The sequence below is a fragment of the Polynucleobacter sp. SHI8 genome, from assembly GCF_027944005.1.
Lineage (GTDB): Bacteria > Pseudomonadota > Gammaproteobacteria > Burkholderiales > Burkholderiaceae > Polynucleobacter.
In genome coordinates this window covers 988,473-1,005,732 of record NZ_AP027204.1, presented here as the reverse complement: position 1 = coordinate 1,005,732, position 17,260 = coordinate 988,473, and the positions used below count along the sequence as shown (strand labels likewise).

16 protein-coding genes are annotated in these 17,260 nt (G+C 45.4%); all 16 read right to left on the bottom strand.

The features are described from left to right. Nucleotides 1-12 precede the first annotated feature (12 nt). Nucleotides 13-3,339: an ATP-binding protein gene (locus QMN06_RS05100; RefSeq protein ID WP_281971457.1), complete on the bottom strand. Its 3,327-nt coding sequence runs from the start codon at nucleotides 3,337-3,339 to the stop codon at nucleotides 13-15. Then, the gene (locus QMN06_RS05095) at nucleotides 3,336-4,268 is read right to left on the bottom strand and encodes an ABC transporter substrate-binding protein (protein ID WP_281971456.1); all 933 of its coding nucleotides are present in this window, start codon (nucleotides 4,266-4,268) and stop codon (nucleotides 3,336-3,338) included. Before QMN06_RS05095 ends, QMN06_RS05100 begins: the two co-directional genes overlap by 4 nt. 103 nt (nucleotides 4,269-4,371) lie before the next feature. Then, complete coding sequence (locus tag QMN06_RS05090) at nucleotides 4,372-5,148, bottom strand: enoyl-CoA hydratase (protein WP_281971454.1); 777 nt, start codon at nucleotides 5,146-5,148, stop codon at nucleotides 4,372-4,374. Between the two features lie 84 nt (nucleotides 5,149-5,232). After that, a complete protein-coding gene (locus tag QMN06_RS05085; RefSeq protein ID WP_281971453.1) occupies nucleotides 5,233-5,409 on the bottom strand; it encodes a hypothetical protein in 177 nt (58 codons plus the stop codon). Nucleotides 5,410-5,533: 124 nt separating this feature from the next. Next, a complete protein-coding gene (locus QMN06_RS05080; RefSeq protein WP_281971452.1) occupies nucleotides 5,534-6,430 on the bottom strand; it encodes a nucleotidyl transferase AbiEii/AbiGii toxin family protein in 897 nt (298 codons plus the stop codon). Continuing rightward, complete coding sequence (locus tag QMN06_RS05075; RefSeq protein ID WP_281971451.1) at nucleotides 6,427-7,191, bottom strand: type IV toxin-antitoxin system AbiEi family antitoxin; 765 nt, start codon at nucleotides 7,189-7,191, stop codon at nucleotides 6,427-6,429. The genes QMN06_RS05080 and QMN06_RS05075 overlap by 4 nt, the downstream gene beginning before the upstream one ends. A 108-nt stretch (nucleotides 7,192-7,299) precedes the next feature. Further along, nucleotides 7,300-7,461: a hypothetical protein gene (locus QMN06_RS05070; RefSeq protein WP_281971450.1), complete on the bottom strand. Its 162-nt coding sequence runs from the start codon at nucleotides 7,459-7,461 to the stop codon at nucleotides 7,300-7,302. Between the two features lie 14 nt (nucleotides 7,462-7,475). Beyond that, nucleotides 7,476-8,807: an adenylosuccinate synthase gene (locus QMN06_RS05065; RefSeq protein WP_281971449.1), complete on the bottom strand. Its 1,332-nt coding sequence runs from the start codon at nucleotides 8,805-8,807 to the stop codon at nucleotides 7,476-7,478. 18 nt (nucleotides 8,808-8,825) lie between these two features. Further along, nucleotides 8,826-9,995: an ATP phosphoribosyltransferase regulatory subunit gene (locus QMN06_RS05060; protein WP_281971448.1), complete on the bottom strand. Its 1,170-nt coding sequence runs from the start codon at nucleotides 9,993-9,995 to the stop codon at nucleotides 8,826-8,828. Between the two features lie 17 nt (nucleotides 9,996-10,012). Then, nucleotides 10,013-10,882, bottom strand: a complete 870-nt coding sequence (hflC, locus tag QMN06_RS05055) for a protease modulator HflC (protein WP_281971447.1) — start codon at nucleotides 10,880-10,882, stop codon at nucleotides 10,013-10,015. 11 nt (nucleotides 10,883-10,893) lie between these two features. Next, nucleotides 10,894-12,315: an FtsH protease activity modulator HflK gene (gene hflK, locus QMN06_RS05050; protein WP_281971725.1), complete on the bottom strand. Its 1,422-nt coding sequence runs from the start codon at nucleotides 12,313-12,315 to the stop codon at nucleotides 10,894-10,896. A gap of 112 nt (nucleotides 12,316-12,427) precedes the next feature. Continuing rightward, nucleotides 12,428-13,681, bottom strand: coding sequence for a GTPase HflX (hflX, locus tag QMN06_RS05045; RefSeq protein WP_281971446.1), 1,254 nt, complete (start codon nucleotides 13,679-13,681; stop codon nucleotides 12,428-12,430). Then, complete coding sequence (gene hfq, locus QMN06_RS05040) at nucleotides 13,659-13,901, bottom strand: RNA chaperone Hfq (protein ID WP_281971445.1); 243 nt, start codon at nucleotides 13,899-13,901, stop codon at nucleotides 13,659-13,661. The genes hflX and hfq overlap by 23 nt, the downstream gene beginning before the upstream one ends. 113 nt (nucleotides 13,902-14,014) lie before the next feature. Further along, entirely contained in the window at nucleotides 14,015-15,370 is a 1,356-nt protein-coding gene (der, locus tag QMN06_RS05035; RefSeq protein ID WP_281971444.1) for a ribosome biogenesis GTPase Der, read from the bottom strand. Beyond that, complete coding sequence (gene bamB, locus QMN06_RS05030) at nucleotides 15,367-16,527, bottom strand: outer membrane protein assembly factor BamB (protein WP_281971443.1); 1,161 nt, start codon at nucleotides 16,525-16,527, stop codon at nucleotides 15,367-15,369. The genes der and bamB overlap by 4 nt, the downstream gene beginning before the upstream one ends. Next, a complete protein-coding gene (locus QMN06_RS05025) occupies nucleotides 16,527-17,234 on the bottom strand; it encodes a tetratricopeptide repeat protein (RefSeq protein WP_281971442.1) in 708 nt (235 codons plus the stop codon). The genes bamB and QMN06_RS05025 overlap by 1 nt, the downstream gene beginning before the upstream one ends. Between the last annotated feature and the right edge of the window lie 26 nt (nucleotides 17,235-17,260).

Below are 17,260 nucleotides of genomic sequence, written 5' to 3'. Positions count from 1 at the left end.
AAAAAATAAGGCTTAGGTCTGTGAGTTTGCGTCGCTTACCGTCATCGACCACTGTGTACGAGTTTGCGAATAGGCTGTTTCAAGCTGTTCCAACACGGCTGCTGCAACACTTTGCTCGCATCGCTCGAAATCCCCTGCCAGCGACGCCACCGAATTAAATCCTAGACTTGCCGACGAACCCTTAAGGCTGTGCGCAGCACTACGTCGAGCCGCCATATCCTGCGCAACGACCGCAGCACGGCAGGTTGCCAAAAGGGAATCGCTTTGTGTCCAATAGATGTTAACAGCCTCCGTCCAGAGGTCGATTCCGAATTCTTCGCGCATACGGCTGATGGGCTCAGCATCTATCGGGGCGGAATGTTTTGGGACCTCACCGCCCTCCACGCCATCCGCCTCGACCAAGGCCACTTCAGAGTTTGCCTGGGCTGCTGGGGCATCGACTGACGCCCAAGGCAGATGACGCAGGATGGTTGCATAGAGCGCAGCCCAGTCAATCGGTTTAGTCTGATAGTCGTCAAGGCCACTAGCCATATAAGAATCGCGTAACTCCGGCAGAGCATCGGCCGTAAGGGCAATGATCGGAATTCGGTTGCGTTTGGCATCGGGTAACGCACGGATCGCACGGGTGGCTCCCATGCCGTCGAGCACTGGCATCTGCATATCCATCAGGATCAGGTCGAAATCTCCAGTCGATGCTGCGGCAAGCGCCTGTTGCCCATCATCAACCATCTCCGGTATATGACCAGCGCGGCGCAGGCGGGACTCGATTAGCAGGCGATTCGTTGCGTTGTCTTCAGCCACGAGGATGCGCAAGCTACGCAACCTCGGACTAGCATCAGACGACATGCGCGCAGGCTTTGTCACTGCCAAGCCCTTGGCCTGGGCAAGGGTGAGTTCGACAACAAAGACCGAGCCCTTTCCGACTTCACTTTCAACGCTGATCTGGCCATGCATCGCGTCGACCAAATGCCGGCAGATCGCAAGACCCAAACCGGTTCCACCAAAGCGGCGTGTGGTCGAGGTATCAGCCTGCTGAAAGGGCTGAAAGAGAGTCTTCTGCACCTCGGGGTCGATACCGATGCCGGTGTCACGGACCTCAATGCGCAGCGCCACTCGTCCGTCAGCCTGCGGTAGCTGAGCCGCCAGATGGATAACAATCGAACCACCTTCAGTAAACTTGACTGCATTGCCGACTAAATTAAAGAGTACCTGCTTGACCCGCGCCGGATCCCCATGCAGCATCGGCAACCTATTGTTGCCCCACTCCGCACGAAGGATGTTATGACGCTGACGCGCTACAAGTGAGAACCCCTCCAACACTTCGTTGACAATTTGCGCAGGATCGAAGTCGATTTGTTCGAGTTCGAGGCGACCGGCTTCAATCTTCGAAAAATCTAGAATATCGTTGAGTACCAACATCAGTGCATCGGCCGAATTACCGAGGACTCCAACCAGGCGGTGCTGCTCTGCCGGCAGGTTGGCATCAGCCAGCAACTCAATCATGCCGAGGATGCCAGTCATCGGCGTGCGTAGTTCATGACTCATGACGGCAAGAAAGCCTGCCTTGGCTTTTGCGGCGGCGTCGGCGGCATCGCGCGCCTGACGCAAGCCATCCTCGTAGCGTTGCTGCTCGGTGATATCTGAACAAGTAAATAACATAGCTTCAGCATTGTCCAGATAGATTGGCGTCATCATGATTTCGAGGGGGATTTCACGGCCGTCGAGCGCACGTGCTGCCCAGTTCATGCGACAGGCGCCGAGTTCGCTTGCGATTTTGCGGACATTGCGGAATTCATTCACCAGTTGCAAACCGTTCATTTCCTTGACTGCCAGATCCTCGATCCGCAGACCGAGTAAAGCTCCCTTGACCTCGGCGCCGAACAGTTTGACAGCTGCCTGATTGCAATCGAGAAGCTTGCCCTCTGCAAAAAGCAGAGTCGGCTGGCCTGAGCGCTGAAACAGTGTTCTGAATCGATCATTGGCCTGCTGTTCCTCGGTCTCATCTCGAAAGATGCAGGTCAGCAGCCGCTCGTCCTTGATGGTGACTTCGCTGATGGCATAGGACAGGATCATCTGGGTACCATCACGGCGCCTGGTCTTGATTTTTCGACCATCTGCAAAGACCGGGGCCGAACCAGTGCGCAAGAAGTAGTCAACGAGTGCCTGATAACCTGTGGACTCCTCCGGTGCAAGGAGCATAGAAGCATGGCGGCCAATCGCTTCATTGGACGGAATGCGAAACAACTGTTCGGCCGCTCGGTTGTATTCGTGCACGATGCTGCCGACATCCACCGTGACGATTGCGTCAGCCGCCGAATCGAGAATATTACGCAGGCGCTGTGCCTGGCTCGTGGACTCTTCCTGCATGGTGGCACGTTGCCGCACGGCCCACTGAGCGGCTCGTGTGAAAACGAACAATGCCACCAGTGTCGCAACCATAATCGACAGCGGCGTGATCATCTCGGTTCGCCAGCGTGCCGCAACCTCTTCTTGGGGCAACTTGACTTCGACCACAACGGGGAAGTCGGACGTGGTAGCAAAATAAGCCAACCAACTAGTACCTTCGCGGGTGGTATCTGTAAAGTTGCCAGTTTCTCGGTTCGGCAAAAAGTCCCTGAAAATCGGATGAGATGCCTTATCCGGAGCGACTACACCTTGGCTTGTAGCCAGCAACTTTCCATCATAGCGATAGAGGGTCAGCACATTCGATTCCATCGACGCCATGAAGCGCAGATCACTGATCAGGCTATCAGCCCCGATAACTGCCACCGCAAGCAGGCCCGAAAGATTACCGCCTAGGGGACGCGACAAGGTGATGAAGCCGTCAACCGCTTGATCCGAACCTTCTTGCCTCTGGGAATTGCGCGTGAAGCTGCGACCCGCCTTGGGTTGCCCAATGAACAGTCGCTGGCGTGCCTCAGCTGTTGCAAAGTCATAGCCCGAGACATCAACATCGATGCTGCGTGGGTTTGATGAAGCGATGATGCGGCCGTCGCGATCGACGATTGCTACTTCACGAAGCAGGAAATGCTGGCGGGTCATCGCCTCAAGCCTGGCAATGTAATCAACCGATGCAAGCGTCTTGAGGCCACTGGACATGTTTTCGATTTGTTCCAGCAGGCCGCGGGTTCGCATCAGGCTGCGGTTAACCTCTTGCGTCAAAATCCGTGTCACGGTCTTTACTTGCCCCTGCGCCTCACCACGCATCTCTTCGCGCAGTTGCAGGCCGTGAGTAATCGTGGCGCCAATAATCAGGAGGGCGAACAGGATGCCGGCCACCACGATCATCCGCTCGAAGCGGATGTTGTATTCCGTGGGTAAACGGTCAGAAATGCTCATTGGGTGATGATGATCGGATCCAGCTTAAAGGCCTTGGCGGCATTTAACAGCCGCCCATCGCGCTTGATGTCAGCCACGAACTTATCGATGCGCGCAAGCCAAGCATCATCTCCAGGGGCTACTGCATAGGCATAAGACACCGGGCTAATCGGACGATCCGGAGGAATCACCCGAGCCCAGTCGGCGTTATCGAGTACTCGGCGGCTGTAGGGAAAGTCAGTCATAAAGACATCGGCACGCCCGGACTGCACCTCGCGCTCGCGGGTATTAGGTAACTTCACTAACATCAATTCGGCTTGCTTGAGGCTGGCTTTCATCACCGGTTCCATGAAGGTGCCGGTCTGAACCGCAACCACGCGACCGGGCTTGTCAATGTCGTCCCAGGTCTTGAGCGAGGGATGACTCTTAGTCGTCACCGCGTAAATGTCGCTACGCAGATAGGGTTGGGAGAACTTCACGAGGGCGGCACGCGCCGGCAGGATGCCGACGCCGAACATCGCAATGTCGCAGCGGTCCGCAAGCAGCTCATCCGTGAAAGTTGCGAAGGTGGTATCAATATAGACTGGCTTGACACCGAGTTCGCGAGCAAACTGTTCCGATAGCGTTACGTCGATACCCGACAACTCCCCATTCTTGGGATTACGAAACGAGATGCCATAGTAATCGGGCCATATACACACTCGAAGAGTAGCGCTCGTCTTAATGCGCTCAAGGTGCGGGCTTCTGGCTGTCGCTGCGCTAGATTGTGCCTGAGCACTTGCTGTAAAAACTCCCATTACCAGCGCTAGGGCACCGAGTTGAATTGAAATACGCATGCTGGACAGAATCCCCTCTTTATTGTCAGGACATGAATGTATGGTGGTGTGCCTTTTTTTTTTCAAAATACCATATATGGAAACTAAATTCAACCGCGTGAGGCCTTTCAACATATCAATCAAACAAGAAGCGTGCGAAATATTGGTGCCTATGACGATTTAATCAAACCCAAGGTATCAGTGCACATGTGATTTTTCTAGAAAAATGACCATTTTTTTACTGGTTCTTGAAGTTGGCTTTTCTTTTCTCTACAAAAGCGGCCATACCCTCTTTTTGGTCTTCGGAGGCAAATGCCGAGTGGAACAACCTTCTCTCGAAACGGATGCCCTCAGCCAAGGTGGACTCATAAGAACGATTGACTGACTCTTTGGCCATCAGCACAATTGGTATCGACATTTGTGCGATCTTTTCGGCGACTTTCAAAACCTCTTCACGCAGTTGTGCTAGTGGCACTACTCTACTCACTAGTCCAGACCGTTCTGCTTCTTGCGCATCCATCATGCGACCTGTGAGAACCATTTCCATGGCCTTGGATTTACCAATAAAGCGAGTTAAACGCTGCGTTCCACCAGCACCTGGCAATATACCCAGGTTAATTTCTGGTTGACCAAATTTGGCATTGTCAGCCGCTAAAATAAAATCACACATCATCGCGAGCTCACAACCACCACCAAGAGCAAATCCCGCTACTGCAGCAATCGTTGGCTTACGGAAGGTGGTGATTCTTTCCCAGTTCTTGGTAATAAAATCACCCTGGTACATTTGCATGTAAGTCATGTCTTTCATGGCTTTGATATCTGCACCAGCAGCAAAGGCTTTTTCACTTCCAGTTAATACGACTACAGCAACTTCAGGATTATCTTCTGATTGCGTGAGGACGTCGCTTAATTCCGTCATTAAGTCTGGAGATAAAGCATTCATCGCCTCAGGACGATTTAACGTGATTAACTGTACTTTACCAATCTGCTCAATGATTAAATTAGACATTACCAACCTCCATGAATTTGAATTCCTCAAGTATAGAATCGATTCATGAAGGTTGGAATGCTCAAGCCATTTAAATCTATTTAGGTGGGTTTATCTCCAACCATACCTTGAGTGACCACGCCAACCCCATCCCCAATTTACATTAGGTCGATAGTAGTGTGGGGCTACGTAAGCGCCTTGATATCCTGGATTGACCGCACAACCAACCAAACTTAATGCACCAAAACCAATTGTGATTACAAGTAAATAACCCATCATTCTTTTCATATTTTTCTCCTATGAAATCTATATTTCTTTAACGTTTTCATTAAAGAAAGGGATTACATCGAAAATAAATATTTTTGCTAAGTGAATATATGAATAGAACTTCAGCAAATAATGAAGAGTCCTTTTAAATATTCAGCTTTATTTTTAATTGCTCTGTTTGGTCAAGATATTTTGCAGGATTATCCAAGCTTAGCTTTTCTAAATTTTGTAACTTCCACTTAATCGATGGAAATTCTTTGAAGTCATAGATACTCCAATCCGGTTCTAAATTTTTAACGCTCAGTAAAAATTTCCGATCTTGAAAAGTTAACTTTTCCTGAATCACATCAAGCAGTAACTGCCTAGTATTTTCAAAATCAGCATATGTAAAAGGTTCTAAACTCATTCCATCAAACTGATTCTCGAATGTCTTTCTTTGGTCAAACAAAGGAGGCATAAGAAGTTCATGAATTGGAGAACTACTTGATAAAAGATGATATAAAAAACCTTTCTTGATTTCTTCCGTAAAACCATCATTCAGAAAAAGATATTTGATATCAAATAAATCTCTAGGATGTTGCCGATCCAAAGCAGCACAAATCTTGCCACCATATAACTGACCCGTTGAAACAACGTTCAACTCAACAAATCGATCAAACTCCTCTTGAGCTTTTTCACATAAAACCATTTTTTGAGTTCCAGAAATGACCCCTCTTCCAACAGGATTAACTTCAATTTTAATTTGCGCTTTTTGATTTGAGACAATCAACTTATATGTATCTTGCTGATGCTGGACGAATAACCCAAGCACTTTTTCAATTTTTTTTTGTAGTCTTTCTAATGCTTCATTGATGTGGAAAAGACTTACAGAACGCTCTTCTACCAAACAATAGGTTAAGTCAATATCAACGGAGAGTCTTGGCATATTTCGAACAAAAAGATTAATTGCCGTTCCACCATGCATAGCAAAACAATTCTCCTGAGCAACCATTGGCAGTACATCTAATAAGATCTCAACCTGCTTTCTGTAATTACCCGTCATTCAGCAAGCTCTTTCGGCAAGGTAATTTGATATTTTGTATTTAACAAACCGCCCGAAACAATACTTCGCTTCCCAACTCCAAAATGGATGTTACTCAGATCCACATGCTTTAACCAAGCATGTCCTGCTCTATCGGCCATAAAAACAAACAATCTTTTAACCTTAATTGATTCGCAAGTCTCTAATATTTTTTGGACTTGAAGAGGTCTCAAGTTATTGAGTCCTTCCATTAGTTCATAACACTCTATCAAGTCTTGTTTTTCTGGCGCCAGGTATAAACACTCGAACATTGCTCTGAGTGGGCTCGATATTTTGATTGAAAAATCTTTTACTTCAAAATCGATGACATCAAGATCTGCAGGAAGAAATGAAGATCGATGATATTCAAGTTGCACTCCCCAATCCGTATTTGAAAACCACAAGGGCAAATGCTCCTTCCAATGACCAAACAAAGTTACAAAACGATTATTGAAGTTTAAATAATGCAACCTACCCTGCAACTCTAATGCAGATTTACCCCCAACATGAATCGATGATTGAAGCTGAGATTGAAGCGCATATAAAGCACCTTGATACCCAACTTCATCGCCTATCCTTTTGACAGCACCGCTCCCCACAGACTCTAACCAACCACTTTTTTTATATCTATTAAGTAACTGACCCGATATTCCTGCCTCTTTAAGCCATGACGATACGTAGACCGTGCCAGCAGGCCAATCATGCATTAATTGGTTTATTTTTTTAGGATTTATTAAACTCATGGTTTAATTTTAAAACACTATATAAACTATTGCAATAAAATGGTTTATATTTTTATATAAGAATAAACTTAAGATTTAATTCTATTTAATTATTTAAACTTTAGGAATTTACTTCTTTTTACTAGGAGTCACAACGTCTACGACGGTATCGACTGCACCGGTGACGACATTCACACCGGTAGAGACCACATCTGCGGTAATGGATACCGCAGAACTAGCAACGGAATATACGGCACAAGCCTGCAAGGATAGAATCATCACAAGGCTCATGACGTATTTCATCTTTAGGCAAATGGGTGTTGCAACAAAATCGTTTCTTCACGGTCAGGTCCTGTAGAGACCATCGCGATTGGTGTTTGTGCCAGTTCTTCAATACGACGTAAATAGTTTTGCGCTTCAACAGGCAATTTATCCCACTGAGTAATGCCAACTGTACTTTGTGTCCATCCCGGGAAATACTCATAAATCGGTACGCAGCGCGCTACGGCGTCTGCACCACGAGGTAATACGTCTAAAACTTCACCATCTAAATGATAGCCAGTGCACAAACCAATTTGTTCTAAACCGTCAAGAACATCAAGTTTGGTCATACACAAGCCACTCACACCATTAATTTGTATGGAGCGCTTGAGAGCTGCACCGTCTAACCAACCAGTGCGTCTTGGACGACCAGTGACTGAACCAAATTCTTTACCAACTTCAGCCAAACGAATACCAATGGGATCTTGACGCTCTGGATTATCATGATCATACAACTCACTTGGAAATGGGCCTGCGCCAACGCGTGTACAGTACGCTTTCGTAATCCCTAATATGTATTTCAAACTGCCTGGACCAACTCCAGATCCAGCCGCTGCGTTACCTGCTACGCAATTACTCGACGTGACATAAGGATAGGTACCGTGATCGATATCTAATAAAGTACCCTGTGCACCTTCAAAGAGTAAATTTTTACCGGCACTTTGTGCTGCATATAACGCACTAGAAACATCCACTACCATCGGCTGTAAACGTTTAGCATACGACATCGCTTGATCATAGGTCGTCTGGAAATCAATCGGTGCTACGCCATAATATTTTTCTAAACAAAAATTATGAAACTCTAAATTCTCTTTTAATTTTTCCGCAAACAATTCCGGGAAAAATAAGTCTTGCACACGTAATGCACGACGGGCCACTTTATCTTCATAGGCAGGTCCAATCCCTCTTCCTGTGGTGCCAATTTTGGCACTACCGCGCTTGATTTCACGGGCGTGATCGATGGCCACGTGATAAGGCAATATCAAAGTTGCGGCTTCTGATACTTTGAGTCTGGAGCAAACATCTAAACCAGCAGCCTCTAACTCATCGATTTCTTTAAACAAGGCTTCAGGAGATAGAACCACGCCGTTACCAATGTAACAAACTACGCGTGGATGCATGATCCCGGAGGGAATCAAACGCAAAATCGTTTTCTTACCACCAATGATGAGGGTATGACCGGCATTGTGCCCCCCCTGAAATCTTACGACTCCTTGTGCATGATCAGTTAACCAATCAACGACTTTGCCCTTACCTTCATCACCCCACTGCGTGCCAATGACAACGACATTTCTACCAATATTGAGTTGCTTCATTTGATACCTTTTAAACGTTTATTTTTTGGGCACTACTTGCCATGCTTGATTCTCAAATACCAACTCCCGATCACCATCCATGGTCGATTCATTATGCTCATGCCCAGGAAAGGATTCAATCACGACTTCACCCTTTTGGCGCAATGAACGAATCAAAGACCTAAGCTCATCCGAATCATTCCACGGGGCCATGATGGCATGGGTACTGATTTTTTTATTCGATAGTCCAGCAAGGGCTAGCAGATCGACTGAAAAACCTGTGGCGGGTCTTGAACGTCCAAATGCTAGACCGACCTGATCATACCGTCCGCCTCTTGCGATCGCCACTGGGTACTTTGGTACATACGCCGCACATAAAATACCGGTGTGATACTGAAAACCGTCTAAATCGGCAAGATCAATGTTGAGCTGAATATCTACCGATGTTTTTTTAATTCCAGAACATAATTGCTCAAGATCTTTGATCACCTGCTGAGATACCTCACTCTTCGGCAACTTACTCTTCGCCTGTGTAAGTACATCCTCGGCATTACCACTTAAATCTAATAAAGATAAGATCGTGTTTTTAGCAGATTCATCCCAGCTGTGCATGAGGTTTTGTAAACTGCTACGATCTTTGGCCTGCAAGAAACGATACATCTCCGAGATATCATCTGCGGCTAATTGTTTTTTATCTACAATATCTTTTAATAAGCCTGCATGACTTACATCTAAGGTGATAGGGCCTACCTGCGCAAGAAGCAATGACTGAATCATCAAATTGACGATCTCAATATCCGCTTCAATCCCTTGATGGCCGTATACCTCAGCGCCAACTTGTAATTGCTCACGAGAAAATATTCCTGGAACAACACGTGTTTGAAGAGTTGTTCCCGCGTAGCAGAGCCGAGCAATATTTTGACGATTGAGAATGTGCGCATCGATCCTCGCGACCTGTGTGGTCATATCGGCACGCAATCCCAATGTCCTACCAGACAATTGATCAACTAATTTAAACGTTTGTAAATCCATGTCACTGCCGGTGGCAGTCATCAAGGATTCGATATATTCCAACATGGGTGGTATGACGAGCTCATATCCATAGGACTCAAAAAGATCCAAAATATCCCGACGCAATGACTCCACCAGATTAGATTGACCGGGTAAAACATCTGCAATATTTTCAGGAAGTAACCAGCGGTTTGTCATAGCTATTAAAAGTAAAGTTACTTACTTTTCTTCATAAATTTAAAGAAATCACTATCTGGTGATAACACCATGAGATCTTTTTTATCTTTAAAGGTCGCTTTGTACGCTTCAAGGCTACGATAAAACTGCGCAAATTGAGCATCACGACCAAAGGCATCATTGTAAATAGCATTTGCTTGCGCATCACCCTGACCTTTGATTTTTTGTGCTTCTTTATATGCTTGCGCCAAAATCACATCACGTTGACGTTCTGCATCTGCACGAATTTTTTCAGATTCAGCAGCACCGGTTGAACGTAGTTCATTGGCAACGCGTTTACGCTCTGCTTCCATACGGCGATATACAGAATCACTAATCTCCGCTAACAAATCCACGCGCTTTAAACGTACATCGACGATTTCAATACCAATATCAGCTGTATCGTCAGCCACTTTCTTCTTGATACCTTGCATGACCTGCTCACGTTGCTCAGAAATCAATTCGCGAACAGTACGTTTCGTGAACTCTTCATTCAGGGCAGATTTAACGAGCTGCGATAAGCGGTCTTGTGCCAAACGCTCATCACCCTTGAAACTGATAAAGAATTTACGTGGATCTACAATGCGCCACTTGACGAAAGAGTCAACCAGCAAGTTCTTCTTTTCAGAGGTGATAAAGCGCTCTGCTTCAGGATTATCAATCGTCATAATGCGACGATCAAAAAACTGAACGTTCTGGATGGGTGATGGTAGCTTGATATTTAAACCAGGCTCTTCAATCACACGCTTGATTTCGCCGAAAGAAAACACCACAGCAAATTTACGCTGATCAACTAAGAACAAGGTGGAGGACAACAGGTAAAAACCTGCTAACAGTAATACAAGAATGGAAAGTATGCGTTGGTTCATATATTGTCCTCTTAGCGCAGTTCTCTTTCACGACTTCTGAAAGTTTCTCGTTTATCGAGTGGCGTATTCGCACTATTTTGTGGCACTGAATTCACACCAAGGTTGGAGGAAGGATTGAGGGGCACGGTGACAGAACCACTTGGCGGCTGAGATCCCGTATTTGGAATTCCGCTGTTTGGCGTGGTTTCTGGTGTGGTTTGCTGAATAATCTTATCAAGGGGCAAGTACAGCATCTGATTATTGTTACGCGTATCAATCATAACTTTGGTCACGTTGTTGTAGACCTGCTGCATCATATCGATATACATCCGGTCACGTGTGACCTGTTGTGCTTTAGAGTACTCGGCATAGACTTGCTTAAAGCGCGATGCATCACCTTCTGCGGTTGCCACTACTTTGGCTTTATATCCCTCAGCTTCTTCAATTAAACGTGCGGCAGCTCCCTTAGCGCGTGGAATGACGTCATTGGCATACGCTTGACCTTCATTCTTTTGTCGCTCTTGATCCTGACCTGCTTTAACAGCATCATCAAACGCCGATTGCACTTGCTCAGGTGGTTGTACGTTTTGCACATTCACACTCGTAATATAAATACCTGTCTTATAACTATCGAGAATCTTTTGAATCGAGGAAGCGAGTTCAATACCAATCCGCTCACGACCAACATATAAAACGTCATCCATTTTGCTCTTACCAACAATTTCACGTACAGAGGTCTCAGCCGCTTGAACGACCGCTCCATCTGGATCACGATTATTAAAGATGTATTCGGTTGGTTCTTTTAAACGATATTGAACAGCAAATTTGACATCAATAATGTTCTCATCTTCAGTGAGCATCGAAGAATCTTTTAAGTTCGTCGCTTGAATGACGAACGAACGACCAATTTCTACAGAACGAACATTGGATACACTTACCACTTCATGGGTTTGAATCGGATACGGTAAGCGCCAATTAATACCGGGTTTGGTCGTATATTTATATTTACCAAACTGCAATACAACTCCAGCCTGACCTTCTTGAACAATAAAAATTCCGCTAAATAACCAAATCGCAAAAATACCAAGTCCTATCACTCCAAGACCAATATTCGGGAAACTAAAGCCGTTATTTTTCCCAGAACCGCCTGAACCACCACCTTTATTCATGTTCTTCTTGATCCAGTCCTTTGCCATATTGCCAATATCACTTGGCTTTTTAGAATCTTGATTATTTTGACCGCCAAAGTTAGGTCGGTCTACGGGGGGCTTGGGTTGTTGATTATTTTGTGAGGGATCTTTTGCATTACCACCAAATAATCCGCCAAGACGACGATTAAAGTCTTTCCATAATTCATCTAAATCTGGTGGGCCATCTTCCGCATTTGGGCGTTGGGGCTCAGCTGGTTTTTTTTCATCCTTACCAGAATCTTGTGGTGGTTGTCCTTCCTGCATATAAGCAGGACGGTGAACCCAATCATAAATCGACCATAAAACTCGATTTTTATTGGTACTCATCATTACTTTTACAGGATTTATCACCCGATCAATCATTAATGTCTTCAATTCAAATATCCCTAGGGAGGTAACCAACGTTTATATTTTTTAAGCCATCAACATCATCAGCACCAATAGGTCTTTCACCGACTGATTTTGTCAAAATATCATTATCTCTCAGATCTTTCTTTATTTTATCAGTGTCTTGAGCAATTTTGGCTAAGACCTCACGAAGTAAGTGGAGCCCTTCTCCACTTTGCGCAGATAAGTAGATTTTTGCAACGGAACCATCCTTTTCATAGCGGATCTCAGGCCCTCTCCCCACATACTCAGGCAACTGATCAATTTTGTTCATGATGAGTATGACCGGAATATCTTGTGCACCGATTTCAGCAATAACCTTCTCAACTTCAAGGATTTGCTCATCACGCACAACACTTGATGCATCCACCACATGCAATAACAAATCGGCATGCACGGTCTCATCAAGGGTCGCTTGGAAAGCTTCAACGAGTTGATGCGGTAACTCGCGAATAAATCCCACTGTGTCGGACACGACGGCATTACCATGATCTTGCAGATAGATGCGCCGGGTGGTTGTGTCTAAGGTGGCAAATAGCTGATCCGCTGCATACGTTCCAGCTTTCGTTAAAGCATTGAACAAGGTCGACTTACCAGCATTGGTATAACCTACGAGAGAAATCGAAAAAACTTCTTTTTTTACTCTAGAACGTCGCTGATTCGCTTGTTGCTTTTGTAATTTAGCAAGATCAACTAGTAAACGCTTCGCTTTATTTTCGAGCATACGACGATCCAACTCCATCTGCGTTTCACCGGGACCACCACGCAGACCAATACCGCCTTTTTGTCGCTCTAAGTGACTCCATGCTCGAACCAGACGCGAGAGTCGATACTTTACATTTGCTAGCTCTACTTGTACTTGTCCAATATGAGATTTGGCACGTTGCGCAAAAATATCCAAAATTAAACCGGTGCGGTCAATCACATGATGACCTAAGGCACGCTCCAGATTTCTTTGTTGAGCAGGGCTTAATGGATGATTAAAAATAGCAATCTCTGCATTCTTTTCATTCATCAAATCACGAATCTCCGTAGCTTTACCACTACCAATAAATAAGGCAGGATCAGGTTTTAAGCGTTTGGTGAGAACCATTTCAACAGGATGAGAGCCAGCCGCTTGAGTTAATAGATTTAACTCAGACATGCTCTCGGAAAAATTCGACTGTCCAGAATCAACGCCTACGAGAACAGCGCGAATTTCCTCAGTGTGAGTTGCTTGATTAACTTGCTGCGTCCTCTTCAACGCGGAAGGTTACAGCCTTAGCTGGCACGATTGTAGAAATAGCATGCTTGTAAACCATTTGTGTCACCGTGTTACGTAGTAACACGACGTACTGATCAAAAGAGTCGATATTGCCTTGTAACTTGATGCCATTGACAAGGTAGATCGATACTGGAATGTGCTCTTTTCTGAGCGCATTGAGAAATGGATCTTGCAAAAGTTGACCTTTATTGCTGTTCATAATGCCCTTTTATTTTTTTTGTTGGATCTTAAAATTATTGTAGTTTGTTTTTAATGATTTAATACTGCAAAAAAATGAAACTTTCTTTACACAAGTATTAATATATAACACTTTTACCTTTTATGGGGTGAGATTCCCTGCTCCAAAAAAGGGTTTTTAGTTGACCTGAACTCAATTCGCAGGGGTGTGCCCCTTAATTTGAATTCTTCTCTAAACTTTCCTTCTAAATAGCGCTTATAACTATCAGTAACGCCATCTAAACCATTACCATGAATGATCACAATCGGTGGATTCGATCCACCTTGGTGAGCGTAACGTAATTTCGGTCTAAATCGTCCAACTCGTTTCGGTTGTTGGAATTCCACTGCTTCACCTAAAATGCGCGTGAGGCGTGGTGTTGGTAATTTGGTCATGGCCGCAGCATAGGCTAAATCGACATCTTTAAATAACTCTTTTAAGCCAAATCCTTTAATCGCAGAGATGGTATGCACATTGGCAAAATCTAAAAAGCGTAATTTTCTAGCAATATCGTTTCTAGAAGTTTCTTTTTGATGGGCATCTAGGCCATCCCATTTATTCACGGCAACGACTAATGCTCTTCCGGCTTCGACAATAAAACCAGCAATATGCGCATCTTGCTCAGAAATATCTTGCTGTGCATCGAGCATCAAAATCACCACATTGGCATCGGCAATTGCTTGTAAGGTCTTCACTACGGAGAACTTTTCAATCGCCTCAAAGATCTTGCCTCTTTTACGCAGGCCCGCTGTATCAATCAAGGTATAGGGTTTACTCCCCCGCATAAAGGGAACTTCGATCGCATCTCTCGTGGTACCTGGCATATCAAAGGCAATCACCCGCTCTTCACCTAGCAAGGTATTAATCAGGGTGGATTTACCGACATTGGGGCGTCCCACGACGGCAATCCGCGTCGAGCGATCTTTAGATCCTTCATCGTCTTCATCGGGCTCAGGAATACCGAGTGCATCTAAAGCTTCATCTAAGACGTCTTTAACTCCATCGCCATGCGCTGAAGAAATCGGATACGGTTCGCCAAGTCCGAGTTCATAAAATTCAGCGGCAACGGTTGACCGGGTCATCCCTTCAGACTTATTGACCGCCAAAATCACAGGTCGACCTGTTCTTCTTAAAAAATCAGCAATCACGCGGTCTTGTGGTGCCATGCCTAAGCGGCCATCAACTAAGAAGACGACTAAATCTGCTTCCACCACGGCTTGTTTGGTTTGTTTGGCCATTTCTGCCAAAATGCCCGACTTAGCAACGGGTTCAAAACCACCGGTATCAATACAAATAAATTCACGTTCACCCAGGCGGCCATTGCCGTAGTGACGATCACGCGTCAGTCCAGAAAAATCTGCTACCAGGGCATCTCTTGAACGCGTTAAGCGATTAAAAAGTGTCGACTTGCCGACATTGGGGCGGCCGACGATCGCAATGACTGGTTTCATTGTATTTTGTATGCGGCTAGAGTTCCGCCCTTCGTTTGCACAATCACTAAACCTTGCGATGCAATGGGTGCTGCAGAGATCCCGGTACTATCCACCCGAACTCGTCCTACTATGTCGCCAGTTGACTGAGCAAATAAGTGTAAATAACCCTGTGCATCCCCCGCAAGAATACTTGAGCCAACGGCAAGTGGCTCTCCCACATCACGCCACTGAAGTTTTTCATTACGCCAGAGTTCAGTGCCACTATTGGCATTAAAAGCTGCAAGGTAAGACTTATCATTGACGGCATATACGCCATCGGCGGATTGTGTGGTACCACTAAAGCTTGAATAATCTTTTACCCAAGACATCCGGGCATTTTTAATATCGCCACAACCAATTTTTCCTTGATAAGAAACCGCACACATTCTTGGACCTAATAAAGATGGTTTGGCCGTGATATCGCTGAGGCGCTCAATTTCTGAGGTGCCTCGCGGCGGGGCGAGTAAAGATTCCCATACTGTACTGCCATTGCTAAGCGCTAAAAGACCAAATTGTCCACCACTAAAACCGGTAAAAATGACCTCATTATTAATTGAGGACATGCTGTAACTAGCACGCAGAGATAAAACCGAAGGATTTTTAGCGGTGACCCAGCGGCGCTTACCTGATTGAGCTTCTAAACCAATAAAACGGTTATCAATCGTCCGAATCACCACAACTCCAGCAGCAACTAAAGGTTCAGTTAAGACTTCTGTACCAACGCTGGTATCCCACTTTTTGGCACCACTTTGCGCATCAAAGGCATACACTTCGCCTTTTAAACTACCAACCACTAAGGTATTACCGTCAGTTCCAGGTCCAGTCGACAAGCCTTTAGGCGCAGAGATCGACCAAAATACTTTGCCTGTTGCAGCATCAATACGGTAAATCTCGCCACCTTCAGAACTGGCATAAATATCACTGCCAATCAAGAGCGGTTTGAAGGAGTAGTTGAGTGATTTTCCTAGATTGACTGACCATACACGTTCCAAGTTCACTGGATTAGTAATGGGTGTTAGCTCTGCCGCTAAGCGTCGTTTATTGCCCTGACATCCCTGCAAACCGAGTAAGCTTGCAACACATAATAAAATCAACGCACTGCGCAAAAATGGCCAAGTGTTCATCGTGTTACGCATCAGAAACCTCCCAAACTATCAATCTTCACTTTTAATAAGCGTTGATCAGGTCCTGGATTTTGTTGTTGTAGTTTTTTAAGCGCTGGATCGATTTCTTTGACGCCAGTTCCTTTGGTACGCTCATCTGATAATACGTTCCAAGCAGCGATATAAGATTTTTTGGCATCGTCAAGTTTGTCTTGTGCCCAATACCAATCACCACGACGCTCGAGCTTAAGAGCCTCAAACCCAAAAGCTATTTTGGAATTTAATAACTGATCGGCTTGCGATAAACCTTCAGGTGTTTTTTGATCAATATAGAGGGACGATAAGCGGAGTTTGGCAATGGTTTGAAAACTCTCACTCTTCGCCGAATTAGCAACCCATTTGAGTTGCTCGATCGTTGCATCTTGATCACTCACAGAATAAGCTAAATTGGCAGCCAGTAAGCCAGCCATTCCTGCATAGGCGGTTTTGCCATACTCTTGTTGGATTTTTTTTGCGGTACTCAACACGCCTGGCAAATCATTTTTGGCAGTTTGCTCGAGCAACACTTCATATTGTTTAGACGCGGCCAGTGACTGGCTATTTTGGTAACTTTGATAACCCCAATAGATGGCAGAGCCAATCACGGCAATGGCTACACCAATCAGTATCCAACGGCCATAATCCTGCCAAAATGCTTTTAATTTGGCAAGTTGTTCTTGTTCTTCTAAATCTAAATCCATCGTACTTGTCCTTCTTACTTCTTCAA

What these genes read in the sequence shown, in the direction of transcription:
- QMN06_RS05085 (WP_281971453.1), bottom strand. Translation starts at nt 5,409, where the DNA reads ATGAAAAGAATGATGGGTTATTTACTTGTAATCACAATTGGTTTTGGT.
- QMN06_RS05065 (WP_281971449.1), bottom strand. Translation starts at nt 8,807, where the DNA reads ATGAAGCAACTCAATATTGGTAGAAATGTCGTTGTCATTGGCACGCAG.
- QMN06_RS05060 (WP_281971448.1), bottom strand. Translation starts at nt 9,995, where the DNA reads ATGACAAACCGCTGGTTACTTCCTGAAAATATTGCAGATGTTTTACCC.
- der (WP_281971444.1), bottom strand. Translation starts at nt 15,370, where the DNA reads ATGAAACCAGTCATTGCGATCGTCGGCCGCCCCAATGTCGGCAAGTCG.
- QMN06_RS05025 (WP_281971442.1), bottom strand. Translation starts at nt 17,234, where the DNA reads ATGGATTTAGATTTAGAAGAACAAGAACAACTTGCCAAATTAAAAGCA.
- QMN06_RS05070 (WP_281971450.1), bottom strand. Translation starts at nt 7,461, where the DNA reads ATGAGCCTTGTGATGATTCTATCCTTGCAGGCTTGTGCCGTATATTCC.
- hfq (WP_281971445.1), bottom strand. Translation starts at nt 13,901, where the DNA reads ATGAACAGCAATAAAGGTCAACTTTTGCAAGATCCATTTCTCAATGCG.
- hflK (WP_281971725.1), bottom strand. Translation starts at nt 12,315, where the DNA reads ATGCAGGAAGGACAACCACCACAAGATTCTGGTAAGGATGAAAAAAAA.
- QMN06_RS05075 (WP_281971451.1), bottom strand. Translation starts at nt 7,191, where the DNA reads ATGAGTTTAATAAATCCTAAAAAAATAAACCAATTAATGCATGATTGG.
- QMN06_RS05080 (WP_281971452.1), bottom strand. Translation starts at nt 6,430, where the DNA reads ATGACGGGTAATTACAGAAAGCAGGTTGAGATCTTATTAGATGTACTG.
- hflC (WP_281971447.1), bottom strand. Translation starts at nt 10,882, where the DNA reads ATGAACCAACGCATACTTTCCATTCTTGTATTACTGTTAGCAGGTTTT.
- QMN06_RS05100 (WP_281971457.1), bottom strand. Translation starts at nt 3,339, where the DNA reads ATGAGCATTTCTGACCGTTTACCCACGGAATACAACATCCGCTTCGAG.
- QMN06_RS05095 (WP_281971456.1), bottom strand. Translation starts at nt 4,268, where the DNA reads ATGTTGAAAGGCCTCACGCGGTTGAATTTAGTTTCCATATATGGTATT.
- bamB (WP_281971443.1), bottom strand. Translation starts at nt 16,527, where the DNA reads ATGCGTAACACGATGAACACTTGGCCATTTTTGCGCAGTGCGTTGATT.